Annotated in this window: 21 protein-coding genes, 1 tRNA gene, 1 riboswitch and 1 other annotated feature; of the genes, 18 read left to right on the forward strand and 4 right to left on the reverse strand. The window is 44.5% G+C overall.

The window, feature by feature from the left end; genetic code table 11:
- Positions 1-2: 2 nt before the first annotated feature.
- Positions 3-182: riboswitch (Lysine riboswitch) on the forward strand.
- A gap of 125 nt (positions 183-307) precedes the next feature.
- Positions 308-1,540, forward strand: a complete 1,233-nt coding sequence (locus CJU60_RS15730) for an aspartate kinase (protein WP_095714268.1) — start codon at positions 308-310, stop codon at positions 1,538-1,540.
- Positions 1,541-1,581: 41 nt separating this feature from the next.
- Here CJU60_RS15730 and CJU60_RS15735 read toward each other — a convergent pair whose 3' ends face one another.
- Positions 1,582-2,028 carry a YslB family protein gene (locus tag CJU60_RS15735; protein WP_010335208.1) on the reverse strand — a complete coding sequence of 149 codons (447 nt, stop codon included), beginning with the start codon at positions 2,026-2,028 and terminating at the stop codon, positions 1,582-1,584.
- A 292-nt stretch (positions 2,029-2,320) separates the two neighbouring features.
- On the opposite strand from CJU60_RS15735, the gene sdhC reads away from it, so the two are divergent.
- The 12 genes from sdhC to CJU60_RS15795 all read left to right on the forward strand — a co-directional run bounded on the left by sdhC (position 2,321) and on the right by CJU60_RS15795 (position 11,236).
- Entirely contained in the window at positions 2,321-2,929 is a 609-nt protein-coding gene (sdhC, locus tag CJU60_RS15740; RefSeq protein ID WP_003237652.1) for a succinate dehydrogenase cytochrome B558, read from the forward strand.
- 33 nt (positions 2,930-2,962) lie between these two features.
- Positions 2,963-4,723 (forward strand): succinate dehydrogenase flavoprotein subunit, encoded by a 1,761-nt coding sequence (sdhA, locus tag CJU60_RS15745; RefSeq protein WP_024122398.1) that lies wholly within the window; start codon positions 2,963-2,965, stop codon positions 4,721-4,723.
- Between the two features lie 2 nt (positions 4,724-4,725).
- Complete coding sequence (gene sdhB / locus CJU60_RS15750) at positions 4,726-5,487, forward strand: succinate dehydrogenase iron-sulfur subunit (protein ID WP_024122397.1); 762 nt, start codon at positions 4,726-4,728, stop codon at positions 5,485-5,487.
- Between the two features lie 58 nt (positions 5,488-5,545).
- A complete protein-coding gene (locus CJU60_RS15755; RefSeq protein ID WP_095714269.1) occupies positions 5,546-5,989 on the forward strand; it encodes an acyl-CoA thioesterase in 444 nt (147 codons plus the stop codon).
- Positions 5,990-6,104: 115 nt separating this feature from the next.
- Entirely contained in the window at positions 6,105-6,329 is a 225-nt protein-coding gene (gene gerE / locus CJU60_RS15760; RefSeq protein WP_003184172.1) for a spore germination transcription factor GerE, read from the forward strand.
- A 239-nt stretch (positions 6,330-6,568) separates the two neighbouring features.
- A complete protein-coding gene (locus CJU60_RS15765) occupies positions 6,569-7,009 on the forward strand; it encodes a MarR family winged helix-turn-helix transcriptional regulator (RefSeq protein ID WP_003222521.1) in 441 nt (146 codons plus the stop codon).
- 7 nt (positions 7,010-7,016) lie between these two features.
- Positions 7,017-7,835: a glutamate racemase gene (racE, locus tag CJU60_RS15770; protein WP_095714270.1), complete on the forward strand. Its 819-nt coding sequence runs from the start codon at positions 7,017-7,019 to the stop codon at positions 7,833-7,835.
- Positions 7,836-7,950: 115 nt separating this feature from the next.
- Positions 7,951-9,051 carry a spore germination protein GerM gene (gene gerM, locus CJU60_RS15775; RefSeq protein ID WP_029441379.1) on the forward strand — a complete coding sequence of 367 codons (1,101 nt, stop codon included), beginning with the start codon at positions 7,951-7,953 and terminating at the stop codon, positions 9,049-9,051.
- A 110-nt stretch (positions 9,052-9,161) separates the two neighbouring features.
- A complete protein-coding gene (gene rph, locus CJU60_RS15780) occupies positions 9,162-9,899 on the forward strand; it encodes a ribonuclease PH (protein WP_024122393.1) in 738 nt (245 codons plus the stop codon).
- Positions 9,900-9,911: 12 nt separating this feature from the next.
- Positions 9,912-10,508: an XTP/dITP diphosphatase gene (locus tag CJU60_RS15785; protein WP_095714271.1), complete on the forward strand. Its 597-nt coding sequence runs from the start codon at positions 9,912-9,914 to the stop codon at positions 10,506-10,508.
- Positions 10,509-10,522: 14 nt separating this feature from the next.
- Positions 10,523-11,032, forward strand: coding sequence for a YfcE family phosphodiesterase (locus CJU60_RS15790; protein WP_095714272.1), 510 nt, complete (start codon positions 10,523-10,525; stop codon positions 11,030-11,032).
- Positions 11,033-11,162: 130 nt separating this feature from the next.
- Positions 11,163-11,236: transfer RNA gene (locus tag CJU60_RS15795), tRNA-Arg, on the forward strand.
- A 56-nt stretch (positions 11,237-11,292) separates the two neighbouring features.
- Here the strand turns inward: CJU60_RS15795 and CJU60_RS15800 are convergent.
- The 3 genes from CJU60_RS15800 to CJU60_RS15810 form a co-directional block, all read right to left on the reverse strand.
- Complete coding sequence (locus CJU60_RS15800) at positions 11,293-12,120, reverse strand: YsnF/AvaK domain-containing protein (RefSeq protein WP_095714273.1); 828 nt, start codon at positions 12,118-12,120, stop codon at positions 11,293-11,295.
- 186 nt (positions 12,121-12,306) lie between these two features.
- Positions 12,307-12,762: a GNAT family N-acetyltransferase gene (locus CJU60_RS15805; protein WP_095714274.1), complete on the reverse strand. Its 456-nt coding sequence runs from the start codon at positions 12,760-12,762 to the stop codon at positions 12,307-12,309.
- Positions 12,763-12,932: 170 nt separating this feature from the next.
- On the reverse strand, positions 12,933-13,271 hold the full coding sequence (locus tag CJU60_RS15810) for a hypothetical protein (RefSeq protein WP_095714275.1): 339 nt from the start codon (positions 13,269-13,271) through the stop codon (positions 12,933-12,935).
- Positions 13,272-13,721: 450 nt separating this feature from the next.
- Positions 13,722-13,971 (forward strand) — a binding site (T-box leader).
- 121 nt (positions 13,972-14,092) lie between these two features.
- Between CJU60_RS15810 and ilvB the strand changes: the two genes are divergently transcribed.
- The 5 genes from ilvB to leuB are packed head-to-tail and all read left to right on the forward strand — an operon-like array spanning position 14,093 to position 20,045.
- A complete protein-coding gene (gene ilvB / locus CJU60_RS15820; RefSeq protein WP_095714277.1) occupies positions 14,093-15,817 on the forward strand; it encodes an acetolactate synthase large subunit in 1,725 nt (574 codons plus the stop codon).
- Positions 15,814-16,332, forward strand: coding sequence for an acetolactate synthase small subunit (ilvN, locus tag CJU60_RS15825; protein ID WP_095714278.1), 519 nt, complete (start codon positions 15,814-15,816; stop codon positions 16,330-16,332). The genes ilvB and ilvN overlap by 4 nt, the downstream gene beginning before the upstream one ends.
- A 23-nt stretch (positions 16,333-16,355) precedes the next feature.
- Positions 16,356-17,384 carry a ketol-acid reductoisomerase gene (gene ilvC, locus CJU60_RS15830; RefSeq protein ID WP_024122384.1) on the forward strand — a complete coding sequence of 343 codons (1,029 nt, stop codon included), beginning with the start codon at positions 16,356-16,358 and terminating at the stop codon, positions 17,382-17,384.
- Entirely contained in the window at positions 17,371-18,927 is a 1,557-nt protein-coding gene (locus CJU60_RS15835; protein ID WP_024122383.1) for a 2-isopropylmalate synthase, read from the forward strand. The genes ilvC and CJU60_RS15835 overlap by 14 nt, the downstream gene beginning before the upstream one ends.
- Positions 18,928-18,947: 20 nt before the next feature.
- Positions 18,948-20,045: a 3-isopropylmalate dehydrogenase gene (gene leuB / locus CJU60_RS15840; RefSeq protein ID WP_095714279.1), complete on the forward strand. Its 1,098-nt coding sequence runs from the start codon at positions 18,948-18,950 to the stop codon at positions 20,043-20,045.
- Positions 20,046-20,054: the final 9 nt, after the last annotated feature.

A 20,054-nucleotide genomic window follows, 5' to 3' on the forward strand; every position in this document is an offset into this window, starting at 1 on the left:
ATGGTGAAGATAGAGGTGCGAACTTCAAGAGTAAGCCTTTGGAGAAAGATGGATTCTGAGAAAAAGGCTGAAAGGGGAGCGTCGCCGAAGCAAATAAAACCCCATCGGTATTATTTGCTGGCCGTGCATTGAATAAATGTAAGGCTGTCAAGAAATCATTTTCTTGGAGGGCTATCTCGTTGTTCATAATCATCGTGATGATTAATTGATAAGCAATGAGAGCAATTCCTCTCATTGCTTTTTTTATTGTGGACAAAGCGCTCTTTCTCCTCACCCGCACGAACCAAAATGTAAAGGGTGGTTATACATGGGTCTCATTGTACAAAAATTCGGTGGTACTTCCGTCGGCTCAGTCGAAAAAATTCAAAATGCAGCAAACCGCGTCATTGCGGAAAAACAGAAAGGCCATCAAGTCGTTGTTGTCGTATCAGCTATGGGGAAATCCACTGACGCATTGGTCAGCCTTGCAAAAGACATCACTGATCAGCCGAGCAAACGTGAAATGGATATGCTGCTGGCAACAGGCGAGCAGGTCACCATTTCTTTGCTTTCCATGGCGCTGCAGGAAAAAGGCTATGACGCCGTTTCCTATACAGGATGGCAGGCGGGGATCCGCACCGAGGACGTCCATGGCAACGCCAGAATTACGGATATAAACACGTCTGCCTTAGAAAGCCAGCTTCAAAAGGGAAAAGTAGTTGTTGTGGCAGGATTTCAAGGCATGACAGACGACAGTGAAATCACGACTTTGGGCAGGGGCGGTTCAGACACAACAGCAGTGGCTTTGGCTGCCGCATTAAAAGCGGACAAATGTGATATTTATACCGACGTGCCCGGCGTGTTTACAACCGATCCGCGCTACGTGAAATCAGCGAGAAAGCTTGCCGGCATCTCTTACGATGAAATGCTGGAGCTTGCCAATTTAGGCGCCGGTGTTCTTCATCCAAGAGCTGTTGAATTCGCAAAAAATTACCAAGTGCCGTTAGAAGTGCGTTCAAGTACAGAAACAGAAGCGGGAACATTAATTGAGGAGGAATCATCCATGGAGCAGAACCTTATCGTCAGAGGCATCGCGTTCGAAGATCAAATCACAAGGGTAACCATCTACGGGCTGACAAGCGGCCTGACCACTTTGTCTACCATCTTTACAACTCTTGCAAAACGAAACATTAATGTGGATATCATTATCCAAACGCAGGCGGGAGACCATGAGACCGGTATTTCCTTCTCTGTTAAATCAGAAGACGCGGATCAGGCTGTTGCCGTACTTGAAGAGTACAAAGACGCGCTTGAATTCGAAAAAATTGAGACAGAAAGCAAATTAGCCAAAGTATCCATTGTTGGATCAGGCATGGTATCAAATCCCGGTGTAGCGGCTGAAATGTTTGCTGTACTGGCGGAAAAAAACATATTAATCAAAATGGTCAGCACATCTGAAATCAAAGTTTCAACAGTAGTGAGCGAAAATGACATGGTAAAAGCGGTGGAAGCACTGCACGATGCATTCGAGCTCTCGAAACATCCTTCAGCTGTGTCATGACAACCAAAAAGGCGGGACTCATGCAGTCACCGCCTTTTTCATTAAACAGGGTCTTTCATATCCCATTTAACAGTCAGAACCACTTTATCGGCTCTCTTTTTTACTTGTTCGTATGATTCGGCAATCTGATCATTCATCAATTGAATTTGCTCGGCGATGAAGCCAGCTTCCAGCTGAAAGCAAGGTTCTTTCTGATATTTTAGCCGATTGGAAATGATCTGTCCTTCAAGCTCGAATTCTAGCTCCTGTTTCTTTGCGCTAACGTTTGTGAGGGTTCCCCAGCCTGCTTCTTCAAAGAAAGCCGGAAATTCTTCCCATGATTCAAGAGGAAACTTTCGGGCGAGATGTTTCCCTGCCCAATACATCATGGAAGAGTAATCTTGGCCAAGCATGTCTGGGAGAACAATCTCTCGTATCAGTTCATAGGCATAGGCGTTCATTTCAATTTCTTTTAGATTATGTATTGATGCTTCATATTTAGACTTCATATCTGTCTCCCCTCTCTCCTTCGTATATTATAGCCCAAACAGGGGGGAGGATTACAGAATGATCCTGTAATTCTCATGAAAAATTAAGAAAGAATTATATATTGATAAAATAAAATTTTTGAATCAACTAATCAATTCGGAAAATTAGAATTTATGTACGCGTTTTCTTGACGCCCTTTTGTGGTAGGAGTAAAATGAAATTGTCAATAAATCTTAATAAAGTGCTTACAATTGAAAGAAGTGGGGGAAGAGATTTAGCACATTTCGCACTTATCAAACAGGGGGTAAAGTAATGTCTGGGAACAGAGAGTTTTATTTTCGAAGATTGCATTCCTTGCTTGGCGTCATACCGGTCGGCATCTTTTTGATTCAGCATTTGGTCGTCAACCAGTTTGCCGCAAGGGGCGCGGAAGCATTCAATAATGCTGCTCATTTTATGGATAGTCTGCCTTTCAGGTATGCTCTGGAAATCTTTATTATCTTCTTACCTTTAATTTATCATGCAGTTTATGGTGTGTACATAGCGTTTACTGCGAAAAATAACGCAGGACAATATAGCTATATGCGAAACTGGCTCTTCGTCCTGCAGCGTGTAACCGGTATCATCACTCTCATTTTTGTGAGCTGGCATGTGTGGGAAACCCGCATTGCTGCACAGATGGGCGCTGAGGTCAATTTCGACATGATGGCGAATATCTTGAGCTCGCCGGCTATGCTGGGCTTTTACATTGTAGGTGTTTTATCGACAATTTTCCACTTCTCGAACGGTTTATGGTCTTTTGCTGTCACGTGGGGCATCACTGTAACGCCACGTTCTCAAAGAATTTCGACGTACGTTACGCTGATTATCTTTGTTGCACTGTCATACGTAGGCTTAAAAGCGATTTTTGCATTTGTATAAGAGTACTAGATTACTAGAGGGAGAGGGGCTATCATGAGTCAAACAAGCATTATTGTAGTCGGCGGGGGTCTTGCCGGCCTCATGGCGACAATCAAAGCAGCGGAATCAGGAATGGCGGTTAAGCTGTTTTCCATCGTTCCTGTGAAACGTTCTCATTCGGTTTGTGCCCAAGGCGGCATCAACGGAGCAGTCAATACAAAAGGGGAAGGCGACTCTCCGTGGGAACATTTTGACGATACTGTATACGGGGGAGACTTTCTTGCCAATCAGCCGCCGGTTAAGGCGATGTGTGAAGCGGCGCCATCAATCATCCACTTATTAGACCGGATGGGCGTCATGTTTAACCGGACGCCTGAGGGGCTGCTTGATTTCCGCCGATTTGGGGGTACACAGCACCACAGAACAGCTTATGCAGGTGCGACGACTGGCCAGCAGCTGCTTTACGCTTTGGACGAGCAAGTGCGCAGATACGAGGTTGCCGGTCTGGTCACAAAATACGAAGGCTGGGAATTCCTTGGCGCTATATTAGATGATGACAGAACCTGCCGCGGAATTGTCGCGCAAAACCTGACAAACATGCAAATTGAATCCTTCCGTTCTGACGCTGTCATTATGGCGACAGGCGGACCGGGAATCATTTTCGGTAAATCCACAAACTCCATGATTAATACAGGGTCTGCTGCATCGATCGTTTATCAGCAGGGAGCGTATTATGCAAATGGAGAATTCATTCAAATCCACCCGACAGCTATACCGGGGGATGATAAATTAAGGCTGATGAGTGAATCGGCGCGCGGTGAAGGCGGACGTGTGTGGACATACAAAGACGGTAAGCCGTGGTATTTCCTTGAGGAAAAATATCCTGCATATGGAAACTTGGTGCCGCGTGATATTGCAACACGCGAAATATTTGATGTGTGTGTGAATCAGAAACTCGGCATCAACGGCGAGAACATGGTGTATCTCGATCTGTCTCATAAAGATCCAAAAGAGCTTGATATTAAGCTCGGCGGCATCATTGAAATTTATGAGAAGTTTATGGGAGACGACCCGCGTAAACTTCCGATGAAAATCTTCCCTGCGGTTCATTATTCAATGGGCGGCTTATGGGTAGATTACGATCAAATGACAAATATCCCGGGACTGTTTGCCGCTGGAGAATGTGATTACTCCATGCACGGCGGCAACCGCTTGGGAGCAAACTCCCTGCTCTCTGCGATTTACGGAGGAATGGTAGCCGGACCGAATGCTGTGAAATATGTAAACGGCTTAGAATCTTCCGCAGAGGATATGTCTTCATCGATATTCGATGCCCACGTGAAAAAAGAAGAAGAAAAATGGGCTGAGATTATGAATATGGACGGAAACGAAAATGCGTACGTCCTCCATAGAGAGCTCGGGGAATGGATGACGGCGAATGTGACGGTTGTCCGCCATAACGACAAGCTGTTGAAAACAGATGACAAAATTCAGGAGTTAATGGAGCGGTATAAAAAGATTAACATCAATGACACGACAAAATGGAGCAACCAGGGAGCTATGTTTACACGCCAGCTTTCAAACATGCTTCAGCTTGCCAGGGTGATTACACTGGGTGCTTACAACCGTAATGAAAGCAGGGGCGCCCATTATAAACCGGATTTCCCTGAGCGTAATGATGATGAATGGCTCAAAACAACAATGGCTAAACATGTAAGCCCGTATGAAGCGCCTGAGTTTGAGTATCAGGATGTCGATGTATCACTGATAACGCCTCGGAAACGGGATTACTCGAAGAAGAAGGTGGCGAAATAATCATGAGTGAGAAAAAGACCATACGATTTATTATCACACGTCAAGATACACCCGACAGCACGCCTTACGATGAAGAATTTGAAATACCATACCGCCCGAACCTGAACGTCATTTCCGCTTTAATGGAAATCCGCCGGAATCCGGTTAACGTGAAAGGTGAAAAGACAACTCCTGTCACATGGGATATGAACTGTCTTGAAGAAGTGTGCGGCGCATGTTCAATGGTTATAAACGGAAAGCCCCGCCAGTCTTGTACGGCGCTTGTTGACCAGCTTGAACAGCCGATCCGCTTAAAACCGATGAAAACATTCCCGGTCGTGCGTGATCTGCAGGTTGACCGCAGCAGAATGTTTAATTCTCTGAAAAAAGTAAAAGCGTGGATACCGATCGACGGCACGTACGATTTAGGACCGGGACCGAGAATGCCGGAAAAACGCCGCCAGTGGGCATATGAATTATCAAAATGCATGACGTGCGGTGTCTGCCTGGAAGCCTGCCCGAATGTAAACAGCAAATCGAAATTCATGGGGCCTGCTCCGATGTCTCAGGTCCGTCTGTTTAACGCCCATCCGACAGGAGCCATGAACAAATCCGACCGGCTGGAAGCGCTGATGGATGAAGGAGGCCTTGCAGATTGCGGCAACTCGCAAAACTGCGTTCAATCCTGTCCGAAAGGCATTCCGCTTACCACTTCTATCGCTGCCTTAAACAGGGATACAAACTTACAAGCATTCCGCAATTTCTTCGGAAGCGACAGAGTATAAGATGAAAAAACCTCTTCCGCATGGGAGAGGTTTTTTTAACAATAAGGAGATGAGTGAAATGAAGCTTCCTGCTTACATTGACATGCCGTTTCAAAAATGGAAAGAATCCTTTTCTTTTTTTAATGAAGTATCTGTACGATTTTCTGAAACAGATATGTTTGGGCATATGAATAATGTAATCCCTTTCATCTATTTTGAAGAAGCGAGGATATCTTATTTTAAAAATCTGAATATGATGAAACAACATAAGCAAACCATGACAGTCGTCGCCAGTCAGCAATGTGATTATCTGCGCCAAGTTATGCCTTATGAAGACTTGCGTATTTATGTAAAAACAAGCGCTGTCGGCAGTTCATCCCTCACCTTGCATTACCTCGGAGAAAACAGCGTAGGGGAGCCTTGCTTCACTGGAGCTGTTGTCATGGTTCAAGTGTCAAAGGATAGCGGAAAGGCTGTCAGCTGGACGAGTGAGGAGAAAGAAAAGCTTCTCCATACACCATAAACTAATTCTTCTGTAAACGTCACCTCCTGCGCCCTCCTGACATATGATATCTTGACTATATCAAAACCCATTCGTTTCAGATTCGCTCTCACCTTAGCAAGGAGGGTTACAATACTTGAAGGAGAAAGAATTTCAATCGAAGCCGCTGCTAACGAAAAGAGAAAGAGAAGTGTTCGAATTGCTCGTTCAAGATAAGACAACAAAGGAGATTGCAAGCGAGCTATTTATCAGTGAGAAAACCGTTCGAAACCATATTTCAAATGCCATGCAGAAATTAGGTGTGAAAGGGCGTTCGCAAGCCGTTGTTGAGCTTCTTAGAATGGGTGAGCTAGAGCTTTAATCCTTGCCGGTATTCCTTCTTTTCAGGAGGGAGCCGGTTATTGCTGTTTGTTTGAAAAGTTCCAAATTCCTATATTAAACTTGGATGATACGATATAAAACGAGATTTTCAATTTGCTTTCATTTGCCTAATGTCCCTCTATTTCTCGTCCCGCGAGTCTTGCATTTTCTTTAAAAAAGAAGGAAAATAGACACGGAACGCTTTTGTGCGTAAGAGATCCTTGAGTGAGGGATGGACAAATGACATCAAAACCTTTGGAGCATGTTGCGGACATTGAAAAGTCGCTCCGCCACATCGCCGCGATCATTAAACAAAAAGGAAGAGAAATCCTAAACCAATACGCGATCACGCCGCCGCAATTTGTCGGTCTGCAATGGCTTTATGAATTAGGAGACATGACAATCGGCGAACTATCGGGGAAAATGTATCTGGCATGCAGCACGACGACGGATCTCATCGACCGTATGCAAAAAAATGAGCTTGTCGAGCGGGTAAAGGATCCGGCGGACAGACGTGTCGTCAGGATACACCTTCTGCCCGAAGGAGAACGCATTATCCAAGAGGTCATTACAAAAAGGCAGGAATACCTGCGTGATATGTTCGAAACGTTTACAGATGAAGAAATAGCCATCTTCGAAAAATCATTGATGAAACTGCAGCATGAAATGAAGAGAAAATGAGGCGATTTTGTTGGAACAACCAATAGGAGTCATTGATTCCGGGGTTGGCGGGTTAACCGTTGCAAAGGAAATCATGAGACAGCTACCAAAAGAAAATATAATCTACGTAGGGGATACAAAACGGTGTCCGTACGGGCCGCGTCCTGAAGAAGAAGTGCTTCAATACACGCGGGAGCTGACAAATTATTTGTTGAAAAACCACCACATTAAGATGCTGGTGATCGCCTGCAACACCGCGACAGCAATTGCACTGGAAGACATCCAGCGCGACGTTGATATTCCGGTGGTCGGGGTGATCCAGCCTGGTGCGCGGGCAGCGATAAAAGTGACAGAAAATCAGCATATCGGTGTAATCGGCACAGAAAACACCATTAAGAGCAATGCTTATGAAGAAGCCCTTCTGGCATTAAATGCCGAACTGAAGGTCGAAAATCTTGCCTGTCCGCTGCTTGTGCCGTTTGTGGAAAGCGGAAAGTTTCTGGACAAAACAGCAGACGAGATTGTCAAAACATCATTATCTCCATTAAAAGATACATCGATTGACTCGCTGATTTTAGGCTGCACCCATTATCCTATTTTAAAAGACGCAATTCAAAGATATATGGGAGAGCATGTGAATATTATTTCGTCAGGCGATGAAACAGCCCGGGAAGTGAGTACGATTCTATCGTATAAAGGACTGCTGAATCAATCTCCGTTTGCCCCGGATCATCAATTCCTGACTACAGGAGAACGGGATCAGTTTGCGAAAATAGCAGATGACTGGTTTGGCCATGAAGTAGGTCACGTAGAATGCATCTCTTTGCGAGAACCAATTAGAAGATAGTTTTGCCCCGCAACGGCGTGTTGCGGGTTTTTTCTGTTTTTAATGGAATTCATCGGTCTATTTCCCGCAGAGGCTCGTATACATAGTAGTACAAACAGCCTTAGGAGGGAAAAGTATGCTGAAAAAAGGACCTGCAGTCATTGGTGCCACTTGTCTCACCTCTGCCTTGCTTTTATCCGGGTGCGGTTTATTTCAATCCGATAAGACAGCTGAGGAAATCGATCCGCCTCAAGACGTTACATACGTAAATGATGAAGCGGGGACCGATTCAAATACAACAGCAGCCGAAAAAACAAAAAATGAAAAAAGTGATACCGAAAAAGCGAATCAGGACTCTTCTACAGTGATGAGGGAGCTTTATCTCATTGATAAAAACGGTTATGTCGTTGCGCAAACGATGCCTCTTCCGAAAAGTGAAGGAACGGCTAAGCAGGCGCTTGAATACCTTGTGCAGGGCGGGCCTGTGTCAGAGATTCTGCCGAATGGCTTCAGAGCCGTTTTGCCGGCTGACACAACTGTTAACGTAGACATCAAAAAAGATGGCACTGCTATAGCGGACTTCTCGAAAGAATTTAAAAACTATAAGAAGGAAGATGAACAGAAAATCGTCCAATCGGTGACGTGGACGCTGACTCAATTCAGTTCAATTGATAAAGTGAAGCTGAGAATCAACGGCCATGAACTGAAGGAGATGCCTGTAGGCGGCACGCCGATCTCAGACGATTTAAGCCGTAAGGACGGGATTAATTTGGAAACTGCCGGCGTCAATGATCTCACAGCTACACATCCGCTGACAGTCTATTATTTAGCGGAAAACGATGACAGTGAATATTACGTGCCGGTAACAAAACGAATTGACAATTCCAAAACAGACGACATTACAGCGGCTATTAATGAACTGGCTGAGGGCCCGAGCAAGGCGAGCGGCCTGTTGACGGATTTCAGCGAAGATGTGAAATTGGTCAGTAAGCCGAAAATCAAAGATGGACGTGTAACGTTAGATTTTAATCAATCCATTTTCGGAAGCGCCGATGAAAAGACGAAAATGATTTCTTCAGAAGTGCTCAACAGCATTGTGCTGACTTTAACAGAGCAGCCGGATGTAAAAAGCGTATCTGTTAAAGTGAACGGAAAAGCCGAGCTTGTGAACGAAAAAGGCGAAAAACTTTCAGAAGCGGTATCCAGACCGTCTCAAGTGAATACGGGTAGTTTTTAAATTGGGATTTTTGATATACTAGAAAGAAAGAGGTTAGCGTTCCGGCTGCCTCTTTCTTTATTCAATTCCGGGACAAAAATGGTTTATGTACATACAATCGGAGGTAAAACATGAGACATGACGGAAGACAACATGATGAGCTGCGTCCAATCACGTTTGATTTGGACTTTATCAGCCATCCGGAAGGGTCTGTTCTAATAACAGCGGGGAATACAAAAGTAATCTGCAACGCATCTGTAGAGGATCGCGTACCGCCGTTTTTGCGGGGCGGAGGCAAAGGCTGGATTACAGCTGAATACAGCATGCTGCCGCGGGCTACAAATCAAAGAACGATCAGAGAATCTTCCAAAGGGAAAATTTCCGGCAGAACGATGGAAATTCAGCGTTTGATCGGCCGCGCGCTTCGGGCAGTCGTTGATTTAGAGAAACTGGGCGAACGGACGATTTGGATTGACTGTGACGTCATTCAGGCGGACGGAGGAACGAGAACGGCTTCCATTACCGGAGCATTTCTTGCCATGGCGATTGCGGTTGGCAAGCTTCTCAAAGCAGGAACGATTAAAACAAACCCGCTCACTGATTACCTGGCAGCGATCTCTGTCGGAATTGATAAAGAGCGGGGAATTTTGTTAGATTTAAATTATGAAGAAGATTCTGCTGCTGAAGTTGATATGAATGTCATCATGACAGGCAGCGGCCGCTTTGTGGAGCTTCAGGGAACAGGGGAAGAGGCAACCTTTTCACGTGAGGATCTGAATGGGCTTCTCGGTCTTGCAGAAAAAGGCATTCAGGAACTGATTGACAAGCAAAAAGAAGTACTGGGCGATTCTCTTCCAGAACGGAAATAATGACAGAAAGGCTTGATCATCATGAAAGAAGCAATTATTGCAACTCACAATCCGGGAAAAGTGAAGGAATTTAAAGAAATCCTTGAGCCGAAAGGGTACGAGGTAAAATCATTAGCTGAAATCGGGTTTACAGATGAAATTGAAGAGACAGGCCATACGTTTGAAGAAAATGCGATTCTAAAAGCGGAAGCGGTGGCGAAAGCAGTGAACAAAATGGTCATTGCAGACGACTCCGGCTTGTCCGTTGATAATTTAGGAGGCCGTCCCGGCGTCTATTCAGCACGCTATGCAGGGGAACAGAAAGATGACCAGGCGAATATCGATAAAGTGCTGAGCGAGCTGAGAGGCATCGAAAAAGAACAGCGTACGGCACGTTTTCGCTGCGCGCTTGCCGTAAGTATTCCGGGAGAGGAAACAAAAACAGTCGAAGGTCATGTTGAAGGTTATATTGCCGAAGAGCCGAGAGGAGAATACGGATTTGGCTATGACCCGATCTTTATCGTCAAAGATAAAGATAAAACTATGGCCGAGCTGACAAGTGATGAAAAAAATATAATCAGCCACAGGGCTGACGCGCTTAAAAAGCTGTCGAAGCTGTTGGAGGCATAAGGGGGAGCTTATATATGAACGTGCTGATGATCAGTGACAGCCATGGGCTTGAAGAGGAGCTTCAAACCATAGCGAAACGTCATGAAGCGGATGTTGATCTCATGATTCATTGCGGAGACTCTGAGCTTGAAACCGGCCATCCGGCGTTAGAGCCTTATTCCGTTGTAAAAGGCAATTGTGATTTTATCGGCGATTTTAAGGACGAGCTCCTGCTGGCGGCCGGTTCCAAAAAAATATTGGTTACGCACGGACACCTTCATGGTATTAAACAGACCTTATTAAACGTATACTATCGTGCAGAGGAGCTCGGAGCGGATATCATTTGCTTCGGGCATTCACACATCGCAGGAAGCGAAATGCTGCGCGGAAAACTGCTGATTAATCCCGGCAGCATCCGCCTTCCAAGAGTGCGCAGCACAGAAAGCTATGCTATACTGTCTTTAGAAAATGATACAGCAACAGTGCGTTTTTATAACCAAGCAGGCGATGAAATCATTGATTTGCAACACCGGGTAACCCTATGAAATATCACATGAGGAAGAAAATTTTCTTCCTCATGAAAAAAATTCTAAAAAACCGTTGACTTATCATTGCATCCCATATATAATAAATCTTGTCGCTGATAGTTAAAGCGAAAACAAAAAAACAAAACGTGTCCCAGTAGCTCAGCTGGATAGAGCAACGGCCTTCTAAGCCGTCGGTCGGGAGTTCGAATCTCTCCTGGGACGTACCAAGAAAAAACCTCAAATCTTAAAGGATTTGAGGTTTTTGTTTATGATGATTTTTATTTGTTATTTAACGTATCATCATCCAGATCGCGGACATTTCCTTCTTTATTCAGTCGCGGTTCTTCTTTTTTCACAGTTTCGGAAATATGTTCGTTTTCTTCGACAGTCCGTTTTCCGACAACCACTTCATCCGTAACAACTGGTTTTTTTGTCACTTCGAGCTTTTCCTCAACGATAGGAACTCTGACCGTTTCTGAGTCATTTACGGGAGAAGCGTCTGCCGTGTTTTCATCCACCGGACGGCGTTCAACGTAAATTTCATCATGTCTTACCGGAATGTCCATATCTCTTTGTTCTGTTTTGACTTCTTTTCCAATTTCCACTTCTCCGGTTTGGATATCTTCTTTATCCACTTTCAGCTGTTCTTCTCGAAGCGGCATGGTTTTTTCTTCTTTTGTTGTATAATCCACTGTCTCATTTGGATTTGCAAAGCCGCCTGAAAGGGTATTACCGTTATCAATAGTCGCATCTAAGTCTGCGTCTGTATCGACGGCTACGAGAAGCTTTCCGTCATCCAGGTCCTCTTGGTACTTGTCTATTTCGTCATTTGAGATATCCAGGTCTGATAATGCTTTGCTGTGCGCGCCTGTATCATCCATTGTGAAATAATCTTTCAGTTTATCGAAAAAGGATTCAGAATCGCTATCATTTGCTTCAAGGGTTTGATTTACTTCTGTCCCTGTACGAGATTCGAGATAATCAGTATCCCGGCGATTTGTGACAACAGAAATATCGTCAGAATCATACCCCTTTGTTAGTAAGCCTTCAATCACTGCAATGGTCTCTTGCGGAGTTTCGTATACACCAACTACACTTTTTGTCATATTAATCTCCTCCTCTGTAAAAATAAAATTTTATCGTTCTTGTCGTCTTTAATTCCCGTTACGTTTTAAAATAAACAAAATAGAAAACACTTGGTGCTGCCAACAGCATTCAGGCGAAAGACAGGAGGAAATAAAAAAGATAGATAAGACAGAAACATAGTCCCGCACTTATCTATCCTTTATATTTCACAATTCCTTTGTCATAAACACGCTGTTCGGATCTTCTATATAGTCTGCAAACGGCTGGCAATACCGAAAACCGAAGCTTTCATAAAGTTTTCTTGCCGGCTCGAAAGAAGTCATTGACCCCGTTTCCAAACTCAATCGCTGATAGCCGCGCCGCTTGGCTTCTACTATAATGTGCTGAAGAACCTTGCTGGCAACGCCCTTTCTTAAATGGGAAGAAGAGGTTCGCATCGACTTAATTTCTCCATGCCGGCTGTCCAGTTCCTTAAGTGCTCCGCAGCCGGCTAATTCATTGTCGTCCCAAGCGCTCCAAAATGTAATCTCAGGTTTTTTCAGCCTTTCTATGTCTAGGGCATGAACACTTTCAGCCGGAGACATGAGAGTCATGCTATGTAAATGCTCACTCACTAATTCGATCACTTGATGTCCGGTCAAATCATCTACTTTAATATGCAAAATGAATTCCTCCTCAAAAACCGTCACTCTGAACAGACTTATCATTTATCTTAAAATATATCCTTTTTGCTTCCAAATAGTAAGATAGGAAACCTCACAGTCTATTAACTTTATTAAAGATGAATAAATTAACAAGTGCCGAACATAGATGTTCGGCACCTCATGATATTTTAATATCGAAATCCTCCGTGTACTCCAGATGCTCCGCCGAATCCTCCGGCGTGCGTTGCGGGAATACTGAAACCGCCGCCATGGCCGCTATAGCCGGCACCTGAAAATTGCTGCCCGTAAAATCCTGAAGCATATGGAAATGAGGAGTACATAGCAGAGGGGGTGCTTTGCGGGCTGTATGCCTGGCTGTACGGCTGTCCGTACGGCTGTCCGTATCCAAAGCCTCCAAATGGCTGATGGCCTTGCTGATAAAAGCTGGGAGCTGCCGGATAAAATGGCTGGGGAAAGTTTGGAAAACCCCCGGGAAATCCTTGGATGTCTGCAAATGATTTATTCATCGTATCACCTTTTCTTTGCAAGATAACACCAGTGTATGACGAAAAATAATGAAAGAGCCTATCCGAACTGAAATCGTTTTTTTTGCGAGAAGATCTTTCATATAGACGTCTCATCGAAACAATAACACGTCATATTATGTGACATATTTATATGAAATTGAAAAATTCGAGTGTAAACTTGATAGATTAATAAAAAAATTACAAAAACTTTTATCTTTTGAAATTCCTTATATACCAATAATGAAAGCGTATACAGTATAGTTTGATTAATCTAAATTGTCTAATAATTTTAAAAAATGCTGTTGACACTGCGTCCAAAGCGGCGTAATATGAGTTCAACAAAAGATAAACGCAAGTTTCACAAGCACAAATGATTGCAATAGGATTCTAAAAAAATGAAAAACAAACGATCTTCTTGGACGGCAGAAAAGCTGTTCAAGAGACTGAATATGAAAAGCGCAGATGAGGATAAGTAGCCTTGAAAAAGCTTTCCACAGAGAACCGGATTAGCTGAGAACCGGCGAAGCTTTACAAGGTGAACTCGCCTCAGAGTGCCAGTCTGAAATCCCAGTAGGACTTGGCCGGGTGAACGATGATGTTTACTCGTTATTAAAACGGATAGGAATATCCATGAGACGGCCGTATGAAAGGCCGTAAACAAGGGTGGTACCGCGGAAAGAAGAGCCTTTTCGCCCCTTTTGGCTATCGCATTCAATGCGCGGCTGATTGTGGGCGGAAGGGCTTTTTTTATTGAATAATCAGCTATAAAGCTAATAAATGATGATCTTTAGAGGATGAAAATCCAAAAGGAGGAACTAAAAATGGGGACTAATGTACAGGTGGATTCAGCATCTGCCAAATGTACACAGACGATGAGCGGAGCGTTAATGCTGATTGAATCATTAAAGAAAGAAAAAGTAGAAATGATATTCGGTTATCCGGGCGGAGCTGTACTTCCGATCTACGATAAACTGTACAATTCAGGAATGGTACATATCCTTCCCCGGCACGAGCAAGGCGCCATTCATGCAGCAGAAGGATACGCGAGAGTTTCTGGAAAACCAGGGGTCGTTATTGCGACATCAGGCCCGGGAGCGACAAACCTTGTTACTGGACTTGCGGATGCCATGATTGATTCACTGCCTTTAGTCGTCTTTACAGGGCAGGTGGCAACCTCCGTTATCGGCAGCGACGCTTTTCAGGAAGCGGACATTTTAGGAATTACAATGCCGGTTACAAAACACAGCTATCAGGTCCGCCAGCCGGAAGATCTGCCGCGCATCATTAAAGAAGCATTCCATATTGCGACAACGGGAAGACCGGGACCTGTATTAATCGATATTCCGAAAGATGTTGCAACAATTGAAGGGGAATTCAGCTATGATCACGAGATGAATCTCCCGGGATATCAGCCGACAACGGAGCCGAATTATTTGCAGATCCGCAAGCTTGTGGAAGCTGTAAGCAGCGCAAAGAAACCGGTTATCCTAGCGGGTGCGGGCGTATTGCACGGAAAAGCGTCAGAAGAATTAAAAAATTATGCCGAGCAGCAGCAAATTCCAGTTGTACACACGCTTTTAGGACTTGGGGGTTTCCCGGCAGACCATCCGCTTTTCTTGGGGATGGCGGGTATGCACGGCACTTATACAGCGAACATGGCCCTTCATGACTGTGATCTTTTAATCAGTATCGGCGCCCGTTTTGATGACCGCGTCACAGGAAACCTGAAACATTTTGCGAGAAACGCAAAGATTGCCCACATTGATATTGATCCGGCTGAAATCGGAAAAATCATGAAAACACAGATTCCGGTTGTCGGCGACAGCAAGGTTGTCCTGCAAGAGCTGATCAAACAAAACGGCAAACAAGGCGATTCAAGCGAATGGAAAAAACAGCTTGCCGAGTGGAAAGAAGAGTATCCGCTCTGGTATGTAGACAATGAAGAAGAAGGCTTTAAACCTCAAAAACTGATTGAATACATTCATCAATTTACAAAAGGGGAAGCCATTGTCGCAACGGATGTCGGCCAGCATCAAATGTGGTCAGCGCAATTTTATCCGTTCCAAAAGGCAGATAAATGGGTGACATCAGGTGGTCTTGGAACAATGGGTTTCGGCCTTCCGGCAGCGATCGGCGCACAGCTGGCCGATAAAGATGCAACCGTGGTGGCGGTGCTTGGAGACGGCGGTTTTCAAATGACGCTACAGGAACTTGATGTTATTCGCGAATTGAATCTGCCGGTTAAAGTTGTGATCTTAAATAACGCTTGTCTCGGAATGGTAAGACAGTGGCAGGAGATTTTCTATGAAGAGCGTTATTCAGAGTCTAAATTCGCTTCACAGCCTGACTTTGTCAAATTGGCAGAAGCATACGGCATTAAAGGCATCAGAATCTCCTCTGATGCAGAAGCGAAGGAAAAGCTGGAAGAGGCATTGACATCAAAAGAACCGGTTGTCATTGACGTTCGGGTCGCCAGCGAAGAAAAAGTATTCCCGATGGTGGCTCCGGGGAAAGGGCTGCATGAAATGGTGGGGGTGAAACCTTGAAAAGAATTATCACATTGACTGTGGTGAACCGCTCCGGCGTGTTAAACCGGATCACCGGTCTATTTACAAAAAGACACTACAACATTGAAAGCATTACAGTTGGACACACAGAAACAAGCGGCGTTTCCAGAATTACCTTTGTCGTTCACGTTGAAGGAGAAAATGATGTTGAACAGCTGACAAAACAGCTTAACAAACAAATTGATGTACTGAAAGTCACTGACATCACAAATCAATCAATTGTCCAAAGGGAGCTGGCCTTAATCAAGGTCGTTTCCGCACCGTCAACGAGGACAGAGATTCACGGAATTATAGAGCCGTTCAGAGCTTCTGTCGTTGATGTCAGCAGAGACAGCATCGTTGTACAGGTGACTGGCGAATCTAACAAAATTGAAGCGCTGATTGAATTACTAAAACCGTATGGAATCAAAGAAATTGCGAGAACAGGTACAACGGCTTTTGCGAGGGGCACTCAGCAAAAGTCGTCATCCAATAAAACAATATCTATTGTATAAAACAAAACAAGGGAGAGATTGAAATGGTAAAAGTATATTATAACGGTGATATCAAAGAGAACGTATTGGCTGGAAAAACAGTAGCGATTATCGGTTATGGCTCACAAGGGCATGCACACGCGCTGAACCTGAAAGAAAGCGGAATTGACGTGATTGTCGGTGTCAGACAAGGAAAATCTTTCACTCAGGCGCAAGAAGACGGACATCGAGTATTTTCAGTAAAAGAAGCTGCGGCTCAAGCTGAGATCATTATGGTTCTTCTTCCGGATGAACAGCAGCAAAAAGTATATGAAGCTGAAATCAAAGATGAGCTGACTGCAGGCAAATCATTGGTCTTCGCTCACGGATTTAACGTTCATTTCCACCAAATTGTTCCACCGGCAGATGTTGACGTATTTTTGGTAGCGCCTAAAGGTCCTGGACATTTGGTTAGAAGAACATATGAGCAAGGAGCAGGCGTACCGGCGTTGTTCGCGATCTATCAAGATGTGACAGGTGAAGCGAAAGATAAAGCTTTGGCATACGCAAAAGGAATCGGCGGAGCAAGAGCAGGCGTTTTGGAAACGACATTTAAAGAAGAAACAGAAACGGATCTGTTCGGTGAGCAAGCTGTACTTTGCGGAGGATTAACTTCCCTTGTAAAAGCTGGATTTGAAACATTAACTGAAGCTGGTTATCAGCCGGAACTTGCATACTTTGAATGTCTTCATGAGCTGAAATTGATCGTTGACCTTATGTATGAAGAAGGCTTGGAAGGCATGAGATACTCTATTTCTGATACTGCTCAATGGGGAGATTTCGTATCCGGGCCGCGTGTTGTAGACGCAAAAGTAAAAGAATCAATGAAAGAAGTCTTAAAAGACATCCAAGACGGAACATTTGCAAAAGAATGGATCGTAGAAAACCAAGTAAACCGTCCTCGTTTCAACGCAATCAATACGAGCGAAAACGAACATCAAATCGAAGTGGTGGGAAGAAAGCTTCGTGAAATGATGCCGTTTGTCAAACAAGGCAAGAAGAAGGAAGCGGTGGTCTCCGTTGCGCAAAATTAATTTTTTCGATACGACGCTTCGTGATGGTGAACAATCCCCTGGAGTAAACTTAAATACACAGGAGAAACTTGCCATAGCAAAGCAGCTCGAAAGACTCGGGGCAGATATCATTGAAGCGGGATTTCCCGCTTCGTCCCGAGGTGACTTTTTAGCTGTGCAGGAAATCGCAAGAACCATAAAAAATTGTTCTGTGACAGGTCTTGCCCGCTGTGTAAAAGGTGATATTGATGCGGCCTGGGAAGCGTTAAAAGACGGTGCTCAGCCAAGAATTCACGTATTCATTGCCACATCGGACATTCATTTAAAACACAAGCTGAAAATGACGCGTGAACAGGTCATCGAAAGAGCGGTTGAAATGGTGAAATACGCAAAAGAGCGTTTCCCGATTGTTCAATGGTCTGCTGAAGATGCCTGCCGAACTGAACTGCCGTTTTTAGCGGAAATCGTAGAAAAAGTGATTGACGCAGGGGCTAGTGTCATCAACCTTCCGGATACAGTCGGCTATTTGGCTCCGGCAGAATACGGGAATATCTTTAAATATATGAAAGAGAACGTTCCAAACATTCATCAAGCAAAGCTGTCAGCTCACTGCCACGATGATTTGGGAATGGCAGTCGCCAATTCTCTCTCAGCGATCGAAAATGGCGCCGATCAAATTGAATGTGCGATTAATGGAATTGGTGAAAGAGCCGGAAATGCTGCATTAGAGGAAATTGCAGTTGCCCTTCATATCAGAAAAGATTTCTATCAAGTCGAAACAGGCATTACGCTAAATGAAATAAAACGCACTAGTGATTTAGTAAGCAAGTTCACAGGTATGGCTGTTCCGCGAAATAAAGCGGTAGTGGGCGACAACGCATTTGCTCATGAATCAGGCATCCACCAGGACGGTTTCTTAAAGGAAAAATCAACATACGAAATTATTTCACCAGAGCTTGTCGGTGTAACGGCAGATGCGCTTGTCCTAGGCAAGCATTCAGGACGCCATGCATTTAAAGACCGGCTGACTGCATTGGGATTCCAATTTGATAGTGAAGAGATTAATAAGTTCTTTACGATGTTTAAAGAGTTAACTGAGAAGAAAAAAGAAATCACTGATGAGGATCTTGTCTCTCTTATTTTAGAAGAAAAAGTAACAGACCGCAAGATTGGGTATGAATTTCTTTCTCTGCAAGTCCATTATGGAACATCTCAGGTCCCTACGGCTACGGTTTCTTTGAAAAATCAAGAAAACGCCCAGCTTATTCAGGAAGCGGCAACAGGAGCCGGAAGCGTGGAAGCGATATACAATACCCTTGAACGCTGTATTGATAAAGATGTGGAGCTCTTAGACTACCGCATTCAGTCCAATAGAAAAGGCGAAGACGCATTTGCCCAGGTTTATGTAAGAGTAGTAGTAAACGGAAAAGAATCAGCAGGGCGGGGCATAGCGCAAGACGTATTAGAAGCTTCGGCGAAAGCCTATCTGAACGCTGTCAACCGTCAATTGGTTTTCCAGTCTAATATGAACGGACTGCAAAACCATACAGCTGTCGGATCATAATAGAAAGGAGAACGGTTAACTTGAAGAAACGGATTGCTCTATTGCCCGGAGACGGGATCGGCCCTGAAGTATTAGAATCAGCGACAGACGTGCTGAAAAGTGTTGCCGGTCGCTTCAGCCATGAATTTGAATTTGAATACGGCCTTATTGGAGGAGCGGCAATTGACGAACACAACGACCCTCTCCCAGAGGAAACCATTGCGATTTGTAAAAAGGCTGATGCTATTTTGCTTGGTGCTGTCGGCGGCCCGAAATGGGATCAAAACCCTTCGGAGCTGAGACCCGAAAAAGGTCTGCTCAGCATTAGAAAACAGCTTGACCTGTTTGCGAATTTACGGCCTGTGAAAGTGTTTGAAAGCCTTTCTGACGCTTCGCCTTTGAAAAAAGAATATATTGATAACGTTGATTTCGTTATCGTTCGTGAACTGACAGGCGGTTTGTATTTCGGCCAGCCGAGCAAACGCTATGTAAACAGTGAAGGTGAACAAGAAGCGGTAGACACACTGTTTTATAAGAGGGAAGAAATTGAACGCGTGATCAGAGAGGGCTTTAAAATGGCGGCTGCCAGAAAAGGCAAGGTTACCTCTGTTGATAAAGCGAACGTTCTTGAATCAAGCAGGCTGTGGCGGGAAGTGGCTGAATACGTCGCAAAAGACTATCCTGATGTGAAACTTGAGCATATGCTCGTTGATAACGCGGCTATGCAGCTGATTTATGCACCGAATCAATTTGATGTCGTGGTGACTGAAAATATGTTTGGTGACATTTTAAGCGACGAAGCGTCCATGCTAACAGGTTCTCTCGGAATGCTTCCGTCAGCCAGCTTATCAAGCTCAGGACTCCATCTGTTCGAGCCTGTACACGGCTCAGCACCTGACATAGCAGGGAAAGGGATGGCAAATCCATTCGCGGCGATATTATCAGCGGCAATGCTTTTGAGAACATCTTTCGGGCTTGAAGAAGAAGCGAAAGCTGTAGAAGATGCAGTCAATCAGGTTCTTACTTCCGGAAAAAGAACAAGAGACTTGGCGAGAGGCGAAGAATACAGCAGCACTCAGGCCATTACAGAGGAAGTAAAGACGGCATTGATGAGTGAAAATACAATTTCTAACGTGTGACAGCTTATG

This window comes from Bacillus sp. 7705b (genome assembly GCF_002289525.1).
Taxonomy (GTDB): domain Bacteria; phylum Bacillota; class Bacilli; order Bacillales; family Bacillaceae; genus Bacillus; species Bacillus halotolerans.

What these genes read in the sequence shown, in the direction of transcription:
- CJU60_RS15730 (WP_095714268.1), top strand. Translation starts at nt 308, where the DNA reads ATGGGTCTCATTGTACAAAAATTCGGTGGTACTTCCGTCGGCTCAGTC.
- CJU60_RS15735 (WP_010335208.1), bottom strand. Translation starts at nt 2,028, where the DNA reads ATGAAGTCTAAATATGAAGCATCAATACATAATCTAAAAGAAATTGAA.
- sdhC (WP_003237652.1), top strand. Translation starts at nt 2,321, where the DNA reads ATGTCTGGGAACAGAGAGTTTTATTTTCGAAGATTGCATTCCTTGCTT.
- sdhA (WP_024122398.1), top strand. Translation starts at nt 2,963, where the DNA reads ATGAGTCAAACAAGCATTATTGTAGTCGGCGGGGGTCTTGCCGGCCTC.
- sdhB (WP_024122397.1), top strand. Translation starts at nt 4,726, where the DNA reads ATGAGTGAGAAAAAGACCATACGATTTATTATCACACGTCAAGATACA.
- CJU60_RS15755 (WP_095714269.1), top strand. Translation starts at nt 5,546, where the DNA reads ATGAAGCTTCCTGCTTACATTGACATGCCGTTTCAAAAATGGAAAGAA.
- CJU60_RS15765 (WP_003222521.1), top strand. Translation starts at nt 6,569, where the DNA reads ATGACATCAAAACCTTTGGAGCATGTTGCGGACATTGAAAAGTCGCTC.
- gerM (WP_029441379.1), top strand. Translation starts at nt 7,951, where the DNA reads ATGCTGAAAAAAGGACCTGCAGTCATTGGTGCCACTTGTCTCACCTCT.
- rph (WP_024122393.1), top strand. Translation starts at nt 9,162, where the DNA reads ATGAGACATGACGGAAGACAACATGATGAGCTGCGTCCAATCACGTTT.
- CJU60_RS15790 (WP_095714272.1), top strand. Translation starts at nt 10,523, where the DNA reads ATGAACGTGCTGATGATCAGTGACAGCCATGGGCTTGAAGAGGAGCTT.
- CJU60_RS15800 (WP_095714273.1), bottom strand. Translation starts at nt 12,120, where the DNA reads ATGACAAAAAGTGTAGTTGGTGTATACGAAACTCCGCAAGAGACCATT.
- CJU60_RS15810 (WP_095714275.1), bottom strand. Translation starts at nt 13,271, where the DNA reads ATGAATAAATCATTTGCAGACATCCAAGGATTTCCCGGGGGTTTTCCA.
- ilvB (WP_095714277.1), top strand. Translation starts at nt 14,093, where the DNA reads ATGGGGACTAATGTACAGGTGGATTCAGCATCTGCCAAATGTACACAG.
- ilvC (WP_024122384.1), top strand. Translation starts at nt 16,356, where the DNA reads ATGGTAAAAGTATATTATAACGGTGATATCAAAGAGAACGTATTGGCT.